Origin of the sequence: Clostridium sp. HCS.1 (assembly GCF_047900555.1) — a bacterium.
Classification (GTDB): Bacteria; Bacillota; Clostridia; order Clostridiales; family Clostridiaceae; genus Clostridium.
Map to the genome: position 1 here is coordinate 3,399,185 of NZ_CP170704.1, position 18,316 is coordinate 3,417,500.

Here is an 18,316-nt window from a genome sequence, read left to right on the forward strand (position 1 = left end):
AAAAAGACTAGTTTCTATATAAACTGCATTTTTCAATAGTCAGTTTAATAGTTACCAGTCCTTTTATATTAACTCTTTGCTTCTAATTGAACGTTAAAGGTTTTATTTTCTCCATTTCTGATTACTTCCACGCTAACAGTATCGCCCTCTTCTTTAGTATCTCTAATAGCTTTTAACTCATCAAAAGTTTTAATTCTTTGACCATCAAATTTTACTATTAAGTCTCCCCCTTGTAATCCAGCTTTTTCTGCTGGAGAAAATTCTGTTACTTGAACTATATATAGTCCTTCCTCCATATTATATTGTTTACCAAGTGTTGAATTAATTTCTCTTACTGATATCCCTAAATTTAAAATAGGCTTAGATAATGATTCTATTCTATCCTTAATTGAATTTATTGGGATTGAAAATCCTATTCCTTCTACCTCATCTGAAGCTATCTTCATATTATTGATTCCAATTACTTCACCCTTTGTATTAACTAAAGGTCCACCACTATTACCAGGATTTATAGCAGCATCTGTTTGTATTAAGTTTAATTGCACTCCAGAACTTGTTTCAACTGTTCTATTTGTTGCACTTACAATCCCCGCAGTAACTGTTTGACCAAACTCTTTAGATAAAGGACTACCAATTGCTATAACTTGTTCTCCTGGCTTTAATGCGTCTGAATCTCCAAGTTCAACAACTGCTGGAACTTCAACGCTATCATCACTTATCTTTAACATTGCTATATCTTGATTTTGATCATAGTTAATAACCTTAGCCTTAACATCTCTACCATCAGATAATGTTACAACTACTTCCTTAGCACCTTCTATAACATGGTAATTAGTTAATATATATCCTTCTTCATTTATTATAAAACCTGATCCTATACCTTCTGTTTCTTTAGGTATTATTCCGCTATAATCAATTACTCCACTAACTGATACTATAACTACTGCTGGAGCTACCTTATCAAATGCTTCACTAGCTGTTAATGCTTCTGAATTGGTACTAAATGTTTGAGGATTTGGAGTTATAACTTTATTACTTGACTCATTAATATAGCTTTTCATTAAATAATAAGTGCTTCCTCCACCTATAGCTCCTCCTAATAATCCAGCTATCAATACTAAAGCTATAATTTTAAATGTACCTTTTTTTCTTTTTTTCTTTGGTTTATTTGAAATATCATTTATTGGATGAATATAAGATTCTTTTTCAAAACTTTGCTCTTCATTATTCTTTTCTTCATTTGTTAGTGATTCATTATCACTATTTACATCTTCGTATTTCTCTACATCATATATGTTATCTTCATTCATTTGAAAAGCCTCCCTAAATATTTAATAATTCCTTTTACAATTATTAATATAACCCTTCTTTGTGACAATTATATGACATATATCTAACAAATTTAATTTGAATGATTCTTTTTTTCTAATCTCTCTATTTCATTTGCCTGTTTTATAACTTGTCTTACTCCAGTTATTACTGTATCTGGTTCATACATAGCTACTATGTTTTCTTCATAATCAACATTATATACTTTTGTTAATTCTTCATCACCTAAATTAGATAAAACTTCTTGTCCAGGTTTAGCTATTAAATAATATGGTTTTCCAGAAAAAACTCCTTCTTCTTGACTAGAGTTATTACCTGATGTTATATTCTTATACTCATTATTTACTGCCTTATTATAGCTAGATTTTGTTCTATGAATTTTAAATTCTTCTAAGTCCCTATAATCAAGTTTTTCCTCAAATTCATCAGTATTACAAGCTAAATTAACTTTATCTAGTAGTGTTGTAAGGCCTATTTCAGAACCAATACTTTCTATATTTCTTCTAATCTTCTCAAATATTAAACTTCTTTGATATTTATCAGTATTAATTTCATCTTCAACTAAAGGATTTACTAAAACTACACCTGCAACTAAGTCTGGATAAGCCTTTGCAAATTCTGTTAACACAAGGCTTCCATACTCCTCTCCCACAAGTATATATGGTGAAGGTACTGCAGCCTTTCTTAGAAGTGCTCTTAAATCTTCAGCTTGCTCCTTAGGTGTTCTTATTGAGCCACTATCACTAAATCCATACCCTCTTCTATTATATGTAAATGTGGATACATCACCATATTCAGATAAAAGTTTATCTGAAATCTCACTCCATTGATTTAGATTTGTACCAATGTTTCCATCAAAAACTATAGTATATTTACCTTCTCCATCTAGCCTATAGTCTAATCTTTTATCTTCTACTCTTACATAATCCACACGTTCTTTTAATGTTTCTTTTGTAATAAAGTTACTTATTCTTTGATATATAAAACCAACTACTAATACTATTAATACTACAGTAATAATCTTTTTTGCTTTTTCTTTTGGATTCAACTCTTTTTTCATATTTACTTTATAAAGTCCATTAGAATGTGGTAAAAGTTTCAATTATCCCTTCCCCCTCGTAGATTATAACTTTAAGTTTGGTTTTGCATTAATATTTAAAGGTGCTTCTAGCCCCCTTAAGAAGTTGAAATAGGCTGCACTTCCTATCATTGCTGCATTATCTGTACATAATATTTGTGATGGAAATAATACCTTTATCCCTTCTTTAGATGCAGCTTTTATTAATGTCTCTCTTAATGCAGAATTTGATGCAACTCCTCCTGCAATAGCTATTTTATCTACATTCTTTTCTCTACATGTTTTTAAAACATTTTGCTTTAGAACATCTATAACTGCTTTTTGGAATGATGCAGCTACATCCGCCTTATTTATTTCAACATTTTGCATTTTGCATTTATTTAAATAATTTAACACTGCAGATTTAACTCCACTAAATGAAAAATCTAATGTGTCATCATGAAAGTTTGCTTTTGGAAATTCAATGGCCTTTTCATTTCCTTCTTTAGCAAGCTTATCTATTTTAGGTCCACCAGGATAGCCAAGCCCTAATGCTCTTGCAACCTTATCATAAGCTTCTCCTGCTGCATCATCTCTTGTTTGACCTATAACTTCATATTCCCCATAATCTTTAACATGAACTATAAATGTATGACCTCCTGACACTACTAATGATACAAAAGGTGGTTTTAAATCCTTATGTTCTATGTAATTTGCGCAAATATGTCCTTCTATGTGATTTACTCCAACTAACGGCTTCTTCAATGAATATGATAGACCTTTTGCATATTGTAATCCTACTAATAATGCTCCTACTAATCCTGGTCCATATGTAACTCCAATAGCATCTATATCCTCTAACTTAACATTTGCTTCTTCTAAGGCTTCAATAACTACTCCATTAATAACTTCAATATGCATTCTTGAAGCCACTTCTGGAACTACTCCTCCATACTTTTTATGAGTTTCTATTTGCGATGCAATTATATTTGATAAAACTTCTCTACCGTCTTTTACAATAGCCGCTGATGTTTCATCACAGCTTGATTCTATTGATAAAATTAATTTACTTTCCATTATTTTTACCTCTTAACTTCTTCTTTCTATTTACTTACTAATATTGTGTAAGCTATCTAATTATTGTATATTAAAATTAAGCCTATAGCTTATTATATATTTCTTTAGTTTCATTGACTATTATATAATGAATAAAAAAATTATTCATTATTTTTTATTAGAATTAATGGATTTTTAAGGATATATTTAGATATAAAAGGAGTTTTAAATGAATACATACGCTAAGATAGTAGTACCAGGATCCCCAATAACAAAATCTAACTTCAAGCTTCATAATAAAGATGGTAGAGCCATACTTCCTAGTAATACAGGCAAATCCCATGATAGATATGCAATCTATGAAGAAAAAATAGCTTACTATTCAAGATTGCAAAATCCAGGTGTTGTGTTAGAGGAATCTCTTATAGCTATATTAAAAGTTTATTATAAAAGTGAAAAGAGACATCCAGATACGGCTAATATAACTAAAAGTATTTTTGATGGTATTGAAAAAAGTGGTCTTATAGTTAATGATGCCCAAATAACAAGAATAATTACAGAAGAGTTTTATGACAAAGAAAATCCTAGATTTGAGTTAGAATTCTTTGCTGAAAGTAAATATAAAATTTCATATTCAGTAGAAGAAAAGCCAGAGCCAAGCGATAAAAAAATATATTCAAGTCTAAAGAAAAACCCAGCTACTAAATTGCTTAATAATAAGCCTGAGAAAAAAGAAGATAGTAGTAGTGCTTTACTCTGTGAGTTTTGTAACAAAAAAATTAAAGAAGAAAATATAATTAAAGGAAATGGTGGAAAGACTTTAATTTGTAGAAATTGCTTTAATAAATTATTTTAATTGAGGTGACTGTATTGAGTACTAATAATTTTATATTTATTGGTGATAGTCTTACCTTTGGTTATGGAGTTCCTAAAAATAAATCTTGGATAGAAGCCTTTAAAAATTATAGTTTATCTAATGATTTAGATTTCTCCATTATTAATAAAGGTATTAATGGAAATACTACCACGGATATGTTAAATAGATTTACAGAAGATGTAACTATGTTATCTCCAAAAGCAATATTTATAATGGGTGGCACTAATGATTTATTATCTAATAGGTCATTAGTTCAAATTACTGAAAATATTGAATTAATGCTAAAAGAAGCTTTTACTAAGACTAGTAATATATTTATAGGAATACCTCCAAGAATAATAAAGGAAGATGCTTATAGGTTATTTATGCCTTCTCCTACTTATGATTACTGTGAAATTAGCCTTCCAAAGTTGAGAGAAGAATTAATAAAACTTTGTAATAATTATAAAGTTAAATATATTGATTTTTATAATATGTCTTTAACCTTAAATTCAAAAGAAATATTTATAGATGGTATTCATTTCAATGAAAAAGGCCATAAACTTATTTTTAATGAATTTATTAAAGTATTAAATTTATAACTAAAAGAAATATATTAAAAGTGGAACTATTTTAATATAGCTCCACTTTTAATATAAATATTTTTTTAAGTATTTAGCAACTGATTCTCCTACCTTATAGCCATCTTCTCCGCTATTAAATAGCTCTGTATCCCTTGTAAGTACACTTCCACAAGCAAATATTCCCTTTACAGAAGTTTCATTATTATTAACTATAAGATTTCTTTTTTCATCTATTTCAATTTTAGATTTTCTTACAAAAGATATCTCTGGAAAATATCCTACAGTTAATATTAAAGAATCACACTCTATATTAACTATACTCTTATCCTCTTTATTTTCTATATCAATACTTTCTATTCTTCCATTTCCATGTAATTCAACTACCCTACTATTTACTATAACGTTAATATTCATATCTTTAATAAATTTTTCTTCTCTATCATTTAAATCATTTTTATTAGATTTATCTATAATAGCCTTAACATCAGCTCCTTCTACTATTAGCCTTGTAGCTAAAAGTAGAGACCATTTATTTTTTCCTAGTATCACTACTTTTTTCCCAGGTAAGTATCCTTGTAAATTAATAAGTTTATGTGCAGAAACTAAAGTATATATTCCAGTATATTTATGAATTGGTATATTAATATTACCTGTAAATTTTTCTCTACATCCTGATGCTATTATAATTGCTCTAGCTTTAACATCTTGTATTCCTTCATCAGGATTAACATAAGTAACTAGTTTGTTAGTGGTAACTTCTAAAACCTCAGTATCAAGTTTATATTCTCCAGCATGAGCTTTAAACTCCCTAATAAGTTCACTACTTAACTCTGGTCCAGTAACATCTTTTCCTAAGTAATACTTTCCAAAGCCTTCATTTATAAATAAATTTAAGTTTCCACCTAAATCACTATTTCTTTCTAGTAGCAATACCTTTTTAATTCCATGTTGAAGAGCAGAAACCCCTGCTGAAAGTCCAGATGCTCCCCCTCCAATTATTATTAAATCATATTGAAGCATATGTAACCTCCATTACTTTTAACAAAAATACATATATTATTATACCATAAATGGTAAGTAAATATAATATATACTCTATCCTATAATGTCCTTAAATTAGCCTTATTATCATAATAAAAATTTAATAAAATCTTGTTTGATTTATAAAAACTACTATACTATAATTTAAGTATTGTTAACTAGAGAAAGAATTATAATGGGCTTAAATAATAGGCCCTTTTTTTGAGGTGAATACATGTTAGACAATATTTTAAAAACATTCAAAAATAAGATTATGAATATTTTAAGTTTTGATGGAATAATTAGGATAATACTATTCTTAATCCCCTTTATAGCCATAATATTAAAATCCATAATCTTTCAGGGATTCGTAGCTACTGAAGATCCTTATATTTTAAACTTTTCAGATGGGCTTAATTCAGCAAAACCTTTTATTAATTATTATTATGCCTTTACTTTAATATTCTTAAGTTTCTCATTATTATTTAAAGGTAAAGGAAGAGTTATCTATCTATTTGTTATAGATATCATAATAACTGCACTTATATTTTTAGACTTAGGATACTTTAGAGGCTTCTTAACAATGCCTTCAGCATTATTATTAACTCAAACAGCTAATCTTGATAATATGGGTGGTACAATATCATCAATGTTTAGTAAAATGGATTTCTTATTATTAATTGATTTTATCATCTTAGCTATTTACGTTTTCTTTACTAGAAAATCTTATACTAATGTAAAAAGAAGAGCACCTTTAACCTTCATAGTAATGATACTTTCTAGTATATTATTCATTGCTTATGTACCTTTTAATTTACATATACTGAAAAATGAAGATGTTAAGAATGGTTATATATTCTCAAATTATGATCCTACTAATACAGCTAGATATTTTTCTCCAATAGGATACCATATTTTTGATGTATATAACGTATATAAAGACTCTAAACCTTATGAGCTTACTGAAGAAGAAACTGCTCAAATAAATGAGTTTTTCCAAGCAAAAGAAAACTTAGAAGATAATAAATATGCTGGAATGTTAAAAGGCAAAAACCTTATAGTTATTCAAGTTGAATCTTTAGAAAGCTTTATAGTTGGTAAAGAAGTTAATGGACAGAAAATAACACCAGTTATGGATGAATTAATAAGTAAAGGGCTTTACTTCCCTAATATTTATGAACAGGTAAATGAAGGTACAAGTTCTGATTCTGACTTAATGATTAATACGTCAATGTTCCCATTAAGAAGAGGTAGTACTTTCTTTAGATATCCTTCAACAGAATATAATTCTCTTCCTAACTTATTAGAAGAAATGAATTATGATACTATTGCAATACATCCTGATAAAGGTTCTTTCTGGAATTATGTAAATGGTCTTAAAGGAATAGGCTTTAATGAATTTATTGATTATTATTCCTTTAACATAGATGAAGAAATTGGGCTTGGAATATCTGATGAAAGCTACTTTAGACAAGTTGTACCAATGCTTAAAAATTTAAAAGAACCATTTTATGCATTTACAGTAACCTTAACTAGCCATGGACCTTTTGATTTGCCAGAAGAAAAAAGAACTTTAAACCTGGATAGTGAATTAGATAAAAGTGAACTTGGTGGATATTTTGAAAGTATTAAATATACAGATGCACAAATAGGTGAATTCTTAAATCAATTAGATAAAGAAGGTTTATTAGATAATACAGCTATAGTTATCGAAGGAGATCATACTGGTGTTCATAAATACTATAATAGCTCTATTGAAAAATTATCAAATAAGGAAGATTGGTATTTAGATAATGGTCATCATACTATGCCATTTATAATTTGGTCTAAAGATATGAATGAAGGAAAAACCTTTGATACTATAGGTGGTCAAATAGATATTATGCCATCTCTATTATATCTTATGGGTGTAGATAATGATAAATATATCAATACTTCTATAGGAAGAAACTTATTAAATACTAATAAATCTTTTGCGGTTCTTACTAATCTTGAAGTTGTAGGTGAAAATCTTACTGATGAAGAAAAGGAAATGTATAAAAATATAGTTGATCTTTCTGATAAGATGATAAGAGCAAATAAAGCTAGTTTGCTAAAAGAAAAATAAATATAAAAAAATAAAGAAATTCAACTAAATTTGAATTTCTTTATTTTTTTTACATTCTTATAATTATAAATACAAATCCATTAATATTTCATCATCAAATTCTCCATTTAAATTAAAGAAATCTTTATGACGACCTATTTCCTTAAAGCCACACTTCTTATATAATTTTATAGCCTTATTGTTACTTGCTTTAACTCCTAAACTAATATTTTTTATATTATTACTCTTTGCAAATTCTATTAATTCATTCATTACTGCATATCCTACCCCTATACCCCAATATTCTTTTTTTACAGAAATAGCAATTTCACCATTATGGGATATTCTTTTTCTAAGTGACTTTCCAATATTAGCTATGCTTACAATATTATTGTCTATCAACCCTACAATCATTAAGTTATTTGATTTATCTAAGTTATTAATAAATTGCTTTTCTTCTTCAATGGACTTATTAAATTCATTTTCCCCGAATAATAAATTATCACTTTCTCCGCCAACAATATTCAAATAATTAATAATTTTTTCAGCATCCTCTTCTTCTACTCTTCTTAACATCAGAGTCTGTCCATTTTTTAATTCTACCTCTTTTAACATAAATATTCCCCCTATATAACTAATACCTTGTTATTATTTTAATCCTTGCTTATTGCAAAAGAAACTCAGATTATAAACTGAGTTTCTAAATTAATTATAAAATTTTAAACTTTATTTACCAGCTATACTTAAACCTTCAACTCTAATAGATGGGCTTCCAACGCTACTCATTGGGAATTTCAAATCACTTCCAACTTCTACTATATCTTTTAATAAATTAAAGAAGTTTCCAGCTACTGTTATTTGTTCAACTGGGTAATCCTTCTTGCCATCCTTAATATAAAATCCCTTTGCTGCTAATGAGAAATCTCCAGTTATTGAGTTTGCTCCTGAGTGTAATCCAGCAAATTCAGTAATTAATACACCTTCTCCTACCTCTTCTAATAACTGATCAAAAGATTTAGTTCCCTTCTCAATATAGAAGTTAGTTGGTGAAACTCCTACTGGTGAAGCATAAGAACTCTTAAATCCATTACCTGTAGATTTTGTATTACCTTTATAAGCAGTTTTTAAATTATGAAGTAATGTAATTAATTTACCTTCATGAATTATATCCTTCTTCTTAGTTGCTACTCCTTCATCATCAAAAGGTACTGATGCTAAACCATTTTCTAAATGTGGATTATCTAATAATGTTACCTTTTCACTTGCTATAACTTCTCCTTCTTTATCCTTTAATAAGCTTAAACCCTTTTGAGCAGCATCTCCACTAAATACTCCTGCAAAGGTTGAAAGAATTGAAACCATAGCTTCATTATTAATAATAGTTTTGTATTTACCAGATGGAATAGACTTACCACCTATTCTTGATACCGCTTCATTAATTCCATCTCTAGCAATTTTCTTTGGATCCACTTCTTCTAAGGAATGAGCTGTAACATATCCCATACCATCTTGCATATTGTCACCATCTTTAATAATTGGAACTACATATGCACTAAGTAAATTAGCTTTATTCTCTAAATTAAGGCCTTTAGAGTTAATTATTCCATACTTAGAATTACTATAACCTATTCCACATCCTTCAAAGCTTACAACTCTACTTTCTAAACTTTTGGCTTCCTTTTCCATACTTAATGCTAAATCAATTAATTTATCAGCTGGAATATTTTCTAATGCCTTATAATAAGTATTTACTTTAGTATATTCCTTATCTCCTTCATATATAAATTGAATATCCTCATTTTCGATAGCTAGTGCACTTTCTTTAGCATTCTTAACCATCATTTCTATAGCATCTTCATCTAATATTTCTGTATAAGAATATCCAATTTTATCATTTATTTTCCCTCTAAAAGACAATCCATAAGAAGTCGTTAAGTTATATTTCTCAACTTCTTCATTATAAACATTTATACTTAAGCTTTCCCTATCTACATAATAAACTTCATACTCATCGAATCCATTACTTTTAGCTTTTTTGAATAACTTATCGATAAATTCTTTTAATTCCATATTCCATTCCCTCCTATCTTCCACCTACTGTTATTTCTTTTACTCTAATCATAGGTTGACCTACATTAGTTGGGATACTACCAGATATAGAACCACACATACCTTGACCTTGTTCTAAGTTCTTTCCTACCATATCTATATTTAATAGAACTTCACTACCTTTACCAATAAGACTTGCTCCTCTTACAGGTTCTTGTATTTCTCCATTTTTAACTATATATCCTTCAGAAACTGCAAAGTTAAATTCTCCTGTTACAGGATTTACTGATCCCCCGCCCATTTTCTTTGCATATAATCCATCAGAAATTGATTTAATAATTTCTGTTTCATCATCATTACCTGCAGCAATATAAGTATTTGTCATTCTTGATGTTGGGGCAAACTTATAACTTTGTCTTCTTGAACTTCCTGTTGCCTCCATCCCCATTCTTCTACCATTTAACTTATCTATTAAGTATCCCTTTAATATTCCATTTTCTATTAATACGTTCTTTCTAGTTTTGTTTCCTTCATCATCAATATTTAATGATCCCCAAGCATTAGGAATAGTTCCATCATCAATTGCTGTTACTTTAGATGAAGCTATTTGTTTTCCAAGCATATTAGTAAATACAGAATTTCCCTTGGCTACAGCAGTTGCTTCTAATGAATGTCCACATGCTTCATGGAATATAACTCCACCAAATCCATTGTCAATTGCTACAGTCATCTTTCCAGCAGGACAATTTTTAGCATGTAACATAGTGTGAGCAATTCTTGATGCTTCCTTTCCATAATACTCTGGATCTATACTGTCAAACAATTCAAATCCCTTATGTGCTCCTGGTCCTTCAAAACCTGTTTGATTTTCGCCGTTAGCTGAAGCAACTGAACTTATTGATAGTCTAGTTCTAATTCTTCTATCTTCTGTTAGTAATCCTTCTGTATTTGCTATTAATATATTTTGTTCTTTATCTAAATAACCAACTGATACTTGAGATATTTCATCATGATACTCTTTTGCCGCTTTATATCCAGCCTTCATCACATTAATTTTTTTATCTATACTTATTGATGATGGTATATATATAATTGGGTTATTATTATAAACTTCTTTTCTATCTAAAACTACACTTATATCTTCTTTTAATTCTCCAAGTGCCAATGCTGCTTTTTCTGCAGTATCTAGTAAAGCTGATAAACTTGTATTATTAGTATAGGCATAAATACTTTTAAATCCCTTGAATATTCTTATTCCAATACCATGAGTCCTTCCTGATATTGAATTTTCTACTTTGCCATTAAGAATACCAATAGATGTATTTATAGTATCTTCTTCAAATATTTCTGCAAAGTCTCCTCCTGTTATTAAACATCTAGCTAAAACACTAGATAATATATCCTTTGATAACATAATTTCGTCCTCCTTCATATATTAATTATTCACTTATTGCTCGACCATCTTTAAAAGCTTTTGTCCATGTATCAACATAAGATCCCGTTGCCCATTCTGCCATTATTACACTTTCGCCTTCATTAAGGTCTATACTTATTAGTGGATTTCCTTTAATACTTCCTTCTTCTAACTCATACACAAATAACTTATTATTAAATATAATTATTGCTATTCTTCCTGTTGGAGAAGTATAAGCATCTTCTATAAATGGGAATCTTCCCTTTAAATCTTTCCATGGTATCAACAATGTATCATAATTCAAAATCTTTTTATTTGGATTTATTGATAATTTAAAGTCAACTCCCTTTTCATTAGGATTCTTTGATATAATTTTCCCAACCAAAGCCCACTTACCTTCTATTCTTTTTATAGTGAAATTAGTATAATCCACTTTATTAATTAATGAATTTTGTTCTTCTAATGATAAACTATTAAAAGCTTCATTAAAATCTCTTTCATATTTTTCTTTTACTTCTGTTGAATATATTTCATTTATACTAAGGCCTTGATATGAATTGATATTATCAATAGGTATAGTTCTATAAATTGGAGCTGAATAATTAAAATCATCTTCTTCAAATCTCTCAATGGAAATATAATCATTAGAAATAAAATTAATGTCTTTATATAAACTTACTGATATGTCATTTCCTATTTTCGTATCTTCTCTTCCATCTATTGGCTTTGCAATAAAGTATTCATTATGGATATCCTCTTCATTAATTTCTTTTTTTTCTATAGTCCATATTCCATTTAATCTTGGGAAAATAATATTATTTTTTTCTAAGACTGGTTCTAACTTATTATCTTTTAATGATATCCATAGAGTCCTATATCTTGAATCCTGATACTTTCCATCTCCAATATCTGTTCTAGGAGTTTTTAAAGCTAGCATTACACCTACATTACTATTATAATCTTCATCTACTATTTCTGCTTCCACTTTATTGTTACTACTTTCTATATCTCTTGGATTCATATCTTCTCTAACTAGCTTTAGCATCATTCCAGAATAAAATAAATATCCATCATTATCATCTATAACTATAAATTCTCCTATTAAATTATTTGAATCTATTAAAGAAATTATATCTACTTTATTTGATGGATCTATAATATCCTTTAACGTAAGATTTAATTCATAAGATAATACATAACTTCCATCTACAACCTTTAATTTGAAGGTTGGAAATTGATATGTTTTATTAAAAATTGAAATTTTACTACTAGATATACTAATTAAAGAATCTTTTTGTGATAATATTTCATCTTTATTTTCAATTTCATCATCAACTATATTAATATCTTCGATTTTCCACATTCCTCTTATAGTTAAATTTTCATTATTAGGAGCCTTTATTGATTGTGTATCTTTTCCATTTACTTTACTACAACCAATATTAAATGTAAATATTAAAATAATTATCAATGAAAAAATCCTTTTAATTAACTTCATATTATTCCTCCTTGATTATTGGAATAATAACTTCTACCTTTGTCCCTATTCCTAATTTACTATATATATTAAATTCACCATTATGAAGTTTTATTATTTCATCACAAATAGATAATCCTATTCCATTTTTAGAATTTGAATTTTTTCCCTTAAAGAACTTTTCTTTTACTCTTGGTAAATCTTCTTCTGATATTCCACACCCATTATCTTCTATGACAAATTTAACTTTTTCATCATCATTTAATACAATGAATAATACATTTCCTCCAGCCCCTGTAAACTTAAAAGCATTATCTAATAAATTTATAAAAACCTGCTTTAATCTATTACTATCTACAGTCATAGTTTCACTAGCTTTATTTATAAATTTTAAATCAATCCCTTCTTTATTAGCTCTTGGTGCCATAAAGGATTCAATGTGATTGATAAATTCTAAAATACTTACTTCCCTTAAATCTATACTTACATTTTCATTTATAAGTCTAGAAAAATCTAATAACTCTTCAACCATTAATGAAAGCCTATCCGTTTCTTTTTCTATTATTTTAAATCCCAAATCTAAAGTTTCCTTATCTGTCTCATGGTTATTTAATGTTATAGTCCACCCTTTAATGGCTGTTAATGGAGTTCTTAATTCATGAGAAACTTGAGAAATAAAATCATTTTTCAACTGTTCTCTTCTAGATATTTCATCCGCCATAAAGTTTAATGTATTAGAGAGTTGACCAATTTCATTGCCGCTATCAATATTGCTTCTTACACTTAAATTTCCACTTCCCATTTTTTCTGCAACCTGATTTAAATATTTAATTGGATTTATAATGCTATTTGCTAAAAATATACTTAATAACACACCTAATAGTAATACTCCAATAGATATACTTGAGAAAATAATCATTATATTTCTTATGATTCCATCAATCTCTTCTAGTGAAGTGACAAATCTTATTATTCCAATTATTTCACCATCGATTTTTAATGGATATGATACTGCCATTACATTCTTATCATAATAATCTACTTTTCCAATCCATCTTGATGGCTCTCCTTCAAGAGATTTATATATATCAGGGGCATTTATTAACTTATCATCCTTTATTCCAATAGAATCCATAAGTAAATTCCCACTAGCATCAAATATTTCTACTTGTGCATTATTTTCATTCCAGAAAGCATCTACATTATCATAAATATTTTCTATTAGTGATCTAGAAGAAAAATATTTATTATAGAAATTCATAGATACTTCTATTCTACTTTTTAGAATTGCCTCCATATTGTCATAATAATATTTTCTTATAAATATCATAAGTAATATATTCAGTACAACAACAGTGGAGAAAATAATTATTACTATACCTTTTAGTAACTGATTTTTTATGCTTTTCATTCCTTTAATTTCCACCTATAACCTATCCCCCATACAGTTTCAATATAATTTGGTTCAGAAGGCTTATCTTCAATTTTTGCTCTTAGTCTTCTTATATTTACATCTATTATTTTGGCATCACCAAAATAATTTTTTCCCCAAACCAAGTCTAACAATTCATCTCTACTAAAAGCTTTATTAGGATTTTCTAAAAATATTTTCATTAATAAATATTCTTTTGGTGTAACATCTATTTCAATATTATTTTTTAATAATTTTTGAGAATATAAATCTATAATAAATGGTCCAAGTTGTAATTTTTCTCTATCCTCTTCTCCTAATCTTCTAAGTAATGCTTTTACTCTTAATACTACCTCTAATGGATTAAAAGGCTTAACTATATAATCATCTGCTCCATATTCTAATCCCATAATTTTGTCCATATCTTGGCCCTTAGCTGTAAGCATGATAATACCCATTCCTGGGAAATTGTTACGTAATTCATTACATACCATAAATCCATCAATTCCAGGTAACATAACATCTAAAATTGCTATTTTAGGATTTTCTTTTTTTGCTAATTCTATGCCTCGTTCTCCAGTTTCAGCTTCAATAACATTAAAATTACTTCTTTGTAAATTTATTTTTAGAAAACCTCTTATGCTTTCTTCATCTTCAACTAATAGAATTTTATTCATTTACTCACCTCTAATCTATTTTTAACTACATAATTAAATTATACCCTAATTATAAAAATAGGTAGCTATGTTGAAAACATTTTAATTAATAAACATTTTTTTACTATAGCACTATAGTTACTTTAGTGTCCTAAATTCGAAACCTTCAGATTTTAAATAATCTATTGCACTTTGTAAATATTCTACTGTACCCTTCTTATAATCTGTATCATGCATAAGTATAATAACAACATCTTGCTCTCCTACAGTTTCTTTTAATTTATTTAATAGTACTTCCTTTGGGAAATCTTCACCTTCAGCATCTCCATTTAAAGCATTCCAATCTACTTGCCATATTCCTTTTTCTTTTAATACTGCATCTAAAGCTCCTGTTCCATTCCAACTAGAGTGCCCTCCCGGTAATCTTACAAGCCTTGTAGAAAAATCTTTGCCTAACATATCTTTTAATATATCATCATTCATTTTGAAATCCTTAATTACTGCTTCTACATCAACAATTCCATTAGGGTAAAGCTTAGAGTAGTCATGACTATAGCCATGGCTACCTATAGCATGTCCTTCATCTACAATTCTTTTTAAAATATATTTTGCCTTATGATTCCTTTCTATAGAGGAACCTAGCTGGAAAAATGTAGCTTTTATATTGTTTTCTTTTAATATATCTAATATTCTTTCCGTGGAATGTTCAGATGGGCCGTCATCAAAAGTCAAATAGGCTGTTTTTCTACCATCTTCTCTATAAAAATCCCATTTATACATTGTTTTAGGGAGAATCTCTGAAACATCATCAGCATTAATATCCTCTTCTAAACTACTATATCCTGAGTTATCCAAGATATTTATCTTTTCTTCTTTATCTGATTTTTCTTCTTCTACTTTTTCAGCACTATTTCCATTGTTACCAGCTAGAGCTTCTACCCTTTTATAAGAATTTACATTTAATTTATCAATTTTATCAAAAACTTGAAATATAATTACTATACTTACTATTAACATTATTGTAAATAATATTCTTCTTCTTATACTTCTTATCTTTTTCATTCTTCTTATTCTTATTAACCTACTTTTGTTCATTTTTCTTCCCCATTTCTCCTAAATGCTTGTCCCAAATTCAATTATATAAGAATAATTTTTGTTAATCTTTACAATAAGTTAACTAATAGTTACAAAATGATTACATAAAAGGAGATAAATATCATATTTTTTCCTCTATCCCTTTACTCGAAGTAGATCCATATGATATTTATCTCTCTATTTTATTTAGAATTATAAAAAACTATTCTGTATGTAAAAAATAAAAGAGTTTTATAACAATAGACTTAAAATCTACTCTTATAAAACTCTTTAAAATATAAAATGGCTCCGTGGAGAGGATTCGAACCTCCAACCTATCGGTTAACAGCCGAGTGCTCCACCATTGAGCTACCACGGAATATTTTATTTTCAGAGTGTTCTCTGAAAATTGCACATGAATGAGAGCCAAAATCTTTGATTTTGCTTCTCGAATTTACTCAACTTGTTGAGTTTCATTCTTGAATATTTATTGGTCAAGCCCTCGACCTATTAGTATCAGTCAGCTAAATATGTTACCACACTTACACCTCTGACCTATCAACCTTGTGTTCTTCAAGGGGTCTTACTAGCTTATGCTATGGGAAATCTCATCTTGAGGGGGGCTTCACGCTTAGATGCTTTCAGCGTTTATCCCTTCCCGACTTAGCTACCCAGCCATGCTCCTGGCGGAACAACTGGTGCACCAGAGGTCAGTCCATCCCGGTCCTCTCGTACTAAGGACAGCTCCTCTCAAATTTCCTACGCCCGCGACGGATAGGGACCGAACTGTCTCACGACGTTCTGAACCCAGCTCGCGTGCCGCTTTAATGGGCGAACAGCCCAACCCTTGGGACCTACTACAGCCCCAGGATGCGACGAGCCGACATCGAGGTGCCAAACCTCCCCGTCGATGTGGACTCTTGGGGGAGATCAGCCTGTTATCCCCGAGGTAGCTTTTATCCGTTGAGCGATGGCCCTCCCACGAGGTACCACCGGATCACTAAGCCCGACTTTCGTCCCTGCTCCACTTGTGGGTGTCGCAGTCAGGCTCCCTTCTGCCTTTGCACTCTACGAACGATTTCCGACCGTTCTGAGGGAACCTTTGGGCGCCTCCGTTACATTTTAGGAGGCGACCGCCCCAGTCAAACTGCCCACCTAACAATGTCCTGTCACCAGATTCATGGCGTCCAGTTAGAATCCCAATACTATCAGGGTGGTATCCCAAGGTTGACTCCACCAAGGCTGACGCCCTAGTTTCTCAGTCTCCCACCTATCCTGTACAGACAATATCGGAACTCAATGCTAAGCTACAGTAAAGCTCTACGGGGTCTTTCCGTCCAATCGCGGGTAGCGAGCATCTTCACTCGCACTACAACTTCGCCGGATTTGCAGTTGAGACAGTGCCCAAGTCATTACGCCATTCGTGCGGGTCAGAACTTACCTGACAAGGAATTTCGCTACCTTAGGACCGTTATAGTTACGGCCGCCGTTTACTGGGGCTTAAGTTCACACCTTCGCTTGCGCTAAGTGTTCCCCTTAACCTTCCAGCACCGGGCAGGCGTCAGCCCCTATACATCAGCTTACGCTTTAGCAGAGACCTGTGTTTTTGCTAAACAGTTGCTTGGGCCTATTCTCTGCGGCCTGCTCTCGCAGGCACCCCTTCTCGCTAACTTACGGGGTCAATTTGCCTAGTTCCTTAACTGCAATTCTTCCGATGGCCTTAGGATTCTCTCCTCATCTACCTGTGTCGGTTTGCGGTACGGGCACTATTTCTCTTTCTAGATGCTTTTCTTGGAAGCAGGGAATCAGATACTTCAGCCTAAATGGCCTTCCCCATCACACCTCAGGATTGTTAAGACGGATTTGCCTATCTTAACTCCCTAAATGCTTAGACTAGCATTTCCAATCGCTAGCACATCCTATCCTTCTCCGTCACACCATCGATAATAACGATAATAGTGGTATTGGAATATCAACCAATTGTCCATCACCTACGCCTTTCGGCCTCGGCTTAGGTCCCGACTAACCCTGGGCGGACGAGCCTTCCCCAGGAAACCTTAGATTTTCGGCCTGTAAGATTCTCACTTACATCTCGCTACTAATGCCAACATTCTCACTCGTAATCAGTCCACCGCTCCTTACGGTACGACTTCAGCCCGATTACGACGCTCCTCTACCGCTCAAGTAATCTTGAGCCCGTAGCTTCGGTGGTAAGTTTGAGCCCCGGACATTTTCGGCGCAGGATCT

The 18,316-nt window shown here is 30.4% G+C and carries 14 protein-coding genes, 1 tRNA gene and 1 rRNA gene (1 of these 16 only partly in view); 3 read left to right on the forward strand and 13 right to left on the reverse strand.

Annotation, left to right across the window (positions count from 1 at the left end):
• Positions 1-68 precede the first annotated feature (68 nt).
• From ACFYH6_RS16275 to tsaD, 3 genes are all read right to left on the reverse strand, one after another.
• Positions 69-1,310, reverse strand: coding sequence for a S1C family serine protease (locus ACFYH6_RS16275; protein ID WP_416180462.1), 1,242 nt, complete (start codon positions 1,308-1,310; stop codon positions 69-71).
• A gap of 92 nt (positions 1,311-1,402) precedes the next feature.
• Positions 1,403-2,431: an alpha/beta hydrolase gene (locus tag ACFYH6_RS16280; protein ID WP_316343337.1), complete on the reverse strand. Its 1,029-nt coding sequence runs from the start codon at positions 2,429-2,431 to the stop codon at positions 1,403-1,405.
• Positions 2,432-2,452: 21 nt separating this feature from the next.
• On the reverse strand, positions 2,453-3,463 hold the full coding sequence (tsaD, locus tag ACFYH6_RS16285) for a tRNA (adenosine(37)-N6)-threonylcarbamoyltransferase complex transferase subunit TsaD (protein ID WP_316343336.1): 1,011 nt from the start codon (positions 3,461-3,463) through the stop codon (positions 2,453-2,455).
• A 208-nt stretch (positions 3,464-3,671) separates the two neighbouring features.
• On the opposite strand from tsaD, the gene ACFYH6_RS16290 reads away from it, so the two are divergent.
• Both ACFYH6_RS16290 and ACFYH6_RS16295 read left to right on the forward strand, forming a co-directional pair.
• Positions 3,672-4,298, forward strand: coding sequence for a RusA family crossover junction endodeoxyribonuclease (locus ACFYH6_RS16290; protein WP_316343335.1), 627 nt, complete (start codon positions 3,672-3,674; stop codon positions 4,296-4,298).
• 14 nt (positions 4,299-4,312) lie between these two features.
• Positions 4,313-4,900: a GDSL-type esterase/lipase family protein gene (locus ACFYH6_RS16295; RefSeq protein ID WP_416180463.1), complete on the forward strand. Its 588-nt coding sequence runs from the start codon at positions 4,313-4,315 to the stop codon at positions 4,898-4,900.
• 48 nt (positions 4,901-4,948) lie between these two features.
• Here the strand turns inward: ACFYH6_RS16295 and ACFYH6_RS16300 are convergent, their stop codons facing one another.
• Positions 4,949-5,902, reverse strand: coding sequence for an NAD(P)/FAD-dependent oxidoreductase (locus ACFYH6_RS16300; protein WP_416180464.1), 954 nt, complete (start codon positions 5,900-5,902; stop codon positions 4,949-4,951).
• Positions 5,903-6,137: 235 nt separating this feature from the next.
• Here ACFYH6_RS16300 and ACFYH6_RS16305 point away from each other — a divergent pair, with 235 nt between their 5' ends.
• Entirely contained in the window at positions 6,138-8,009 is a 1,872-nt protein-coding gene (locus tag ACFYH6_RS16305) for an LTA synthase family protein (protein ID WP_316343332.1), read from the forward strand.
• A 63-nt stretch (positions 8,010-8,072) separates the two neighbouring features.
• Here ACFYH6_RS16305 and ACFYH6_RS16310 read toward each other — a convergent pair whose 3' ends face one another.
• The 9 genes from ACFYH6_RS16310 to ACFYH6_RS16350 all read right to left on the reverse strand — a co-directional run.
• Complete coding sequence (locus ACFYH6_RS16310) at positions 8,073-8,603, reverse strand: GNAT family N-acetyltransferase (RefSeq protein ID WP_316343331.1); 531 nt, start codon at positions 8,601-8,603, stop codon at positions 8,073-8,075.
• 111 nt (positions 8,604-8,714) lie between these two features.
• On the reverse strand, positions 8,715-10,058 hold the full coding sequence (locus ACFYH6_RS16315) for a TldD/PmbA family protein (protein WP_416180465.1): 1,344 nt from the start codon (positions 10,056-10,058) through the stop codon (positions 8,715-8,717).
• 13 nt (positions 10,059-10,071) lie between these two features.
• Positions 10,072-11,451 (reverse strand): TldD/PmbA family protein, encoded by a 1,380-nt coding sequence (locus tag ACFYH6_RS16320; protein ID WP_416180466.1) that lies wholly within the window; start codon positions 11,449-11,451, stop codon positions 10,072-10,074.
• Positions 11,452-11,476: 25 nt separating this feature from the next.
• A complete protein-coding gene (locus tag ACFYH6_RS16325) occupies positions 11,477-12,949 on the reverse strand; it encodes a hypothetical protein (protein WP_416180467.1) in 1,473 nt (490 codons plus the stop codon).
• A gap of 1 nt (position 12,950) precedes the next feature.
• On the reverse strand, positions 12,951-14,339 hold the full coding sequence (locus ACFYH6_RS16330; protein ID WP_316343327.1) for a HAMP domain-containing sensor histidine kinase: 1,389 nt from the start codon (positions 14,337-14,339) through the stop codon (positions 12,951-12,953).
• Positions 14,336-15,016 (reverse strand): response regulator transcription factor, encoded by a 681-nt coding sequence (locus ACFYH6_RS16335; protein WP_416180468.1) that lies wholly within the window; start codon positions 15,014-15,016, stop codon positions 14,336-14,338. Before ACFYH6_RS16335 ends, ACFYH6_RS16330 begins: the two co-directional genes overlap by 4 nt.
• Before the next feature lie 117 nt (positions 15,017-15,133).
• Positions 15,134-16,090: a polysaccharide deacetylase family protein gene (locus ACFYH6_RS16340; protein WP_416180469.1), complete on the reverse strand. Its 957-nt coding sequence runs from the start codon at positions 16,088-16,090 to the stop codon at positions 15,134-15,136.
• A 283-nt stretch (positions 16,091-16,373) separates the two neighbouring features.
• Positions 16,374-16,448 (reverse strand) — tRNA-Asn (locus tag ACFYH6_RS16345).
• Between the two features lie 111 nt (positions 16,449-16,559).
• Positions 16,560-18,316: ribosomal RNA gene (locus ACFYH6_RS16350) — 23S ribosomal RNA — on the reverse strand (it continues 1,149 nt past the right edge of the window).